Source organism: Streptomyces sp. NPDC048277 (genome assembly GCF_040652235.1).
In the GTDB taxonomy this organism is placed as follows: Bacteria; Actinomycetota; Actinomycetes; order Streptomycetales; family Streptomycetaceae; genus Streptomyces.
Genome location: NZ_JBEZLQ010000081.1, coordinates 1 through 1,612 on the forward strand (window position 1 = coordinate 1; position 1,612 = coordinate 1,612).

Annotated in this window: 1 protein-coding gene and 1 pseudogene; one reads left to right on the forward strand and one right to left on the reverse strand. The window is 66.2% G+C overall.

All coding sequences use genetic code 11. From position 1 onward, the window contains the following. Positions 1-101: 101 nt before the first annotated feature. Positions 102-1,226, reverse strand: coding sequence for a hypothetical protein (locus tag AB0D85_RS52210; protein ID WP_362338762.1), 1,125 nt, complete (start codon positions 1,224-1,226; stop codon positions 102-104). Positions 1,227-1,400: 174 nt separating this feature from the next. On the opposite strand from AB0D85_RS52210, the pseudogene AB0D85_RS52215 reads away from it, so the two are divergent. Continuing rightward, a pseudogene (locus AB0D85_RS52215) lies at positions 1,401-1,612 on the forward strand (hypothetical protein); the annotation flags it as partial.

A 1,612-nucleotide genomic window follows, 5' to 3' on the forward strand; every position in this document is an offset into this window, starting at 1 on the left:
AAGCCGGGGGGATTGACAGGAACCGTCGACCAAAGAAGCCAATACACCTGCCAGTGCGGCAACAGGTGCGGCTCTGGCCGCCGTGCGCACGGCCCGAGCCGTCACGACCGTCCCCGCCCGGAGCGGCCGGCGCTCGGGCTCCGCCTGCCCGCCCCGCCGTGACCCACACCGTACGACGAAGCACCGGGCACACCCTGCTGCACCTGGTTATTGCCGACCGACGGCAGGAACGCCGGTATGTCCACCTCCAAGCCCGGCATCCTGGTGAATGCCGCGGTGTTGTCGACTAGTGGCGGGTATCCCGGTATGTCCGCCGTCCGGAAGTCCGGCATCCTGGTGAATGCCGCGGTGTTGTCGGCTGGTGGCAGGTATCCTGACATGCTCACCATCCCGACGTCTGACACTCCGACGTCTGACATCTCGAAGTCTGACATCCCGAGGCCCGGCATCCCGGTGAATACCTCGGTGTTGTCGGCCGACGACAGGAGCGCCGGCACGTCCACCTCCAAGCCCGGCATCCCGGTGAATACCAGGGGGGTGTCGGCTGACGGCGGGTATCCCGACACGCCCGTCTCCCAGTCTGGCGAATAGGTTTCGGCACTGCCCGAGAAAAGCTGACCGGCCGTCAGTGGTGGCATATTGCTCATGGCCGCCAGGATGCTCATGGCATCGGCGTCGTCGGCGGCGGCCAGCGCCGAGGGGACGAACGGGACGGAGGTCCAGGCGGGTACGGGGGCGGCAACCTCGGAGGGGGCGTGAGTGGACGGTACAGCGTCCACTCCGAATCCTCCGGCGCGTACCACGTCCAGGAAGGATCCCTGCAACTCTTCGGCTACCGCGTATTCCTCCTTACTCACTCCCGCGCTGGCGAGCGCCGTCCGAACGTCGTCCCTGCTGAGGTCGAGCGAGGGATCAGCGATGAATGTGGGAACCGGCGACTCCGCCGACGGTCCGGCGGACGGCTGCTCCATATTCAGCCTTGCCAACTGCGGTTTCTCGCTCTTCCCTCCGGACAATTTCGGATGCACCGCAACCTTCAAACCCGTCGGCGGCACCGCCGGCCAGTCCGTATTCAACTGCCGGTAGAAGCCATACACACCCGCGCCCGCAGACCGCACCGCCGCCTTCCGCCGGTGATACCCGTCCCTCTTTTCCTTCTTCAGCAGCGCGTAGGATTCCGAGTGCTGCATCCGCTCCTGCTCCTTGTCCCGCTTCTTTTCCCGCACCTTGTCCCGGTTCCTCTGTATTGCCTCTTTACTTGTTCTCGGCATTAGGTTTGCGTCCAATCGATCTGGGGACGAGCCGTGACGTCACTGTCAACGGCGTGTGCCGTCATCTGGTTCACCGCAGCCGGCGTCGGCAGGTTGAACGGGAGGGCTTTCCGGCAGCGCGATCATCGGATCATCCAGGCCGGCCGAAAAGGCATCGTCATGAGGCCCGAGGCCCTGCACGAAGCAACCCGCCGCAAGGCCGCCCGGACTCGGCCCAGGGCCGGCGCGTACGGCCCGCACTGGGCGAGAAACCCAGCCGGAAACGGATGGCCGCCGTCGCCTGTTTCTTCGACACCCCCGGCCTCCCGCCGCCCCAGCTGTTCGCCCCGCACTGCTGCGTG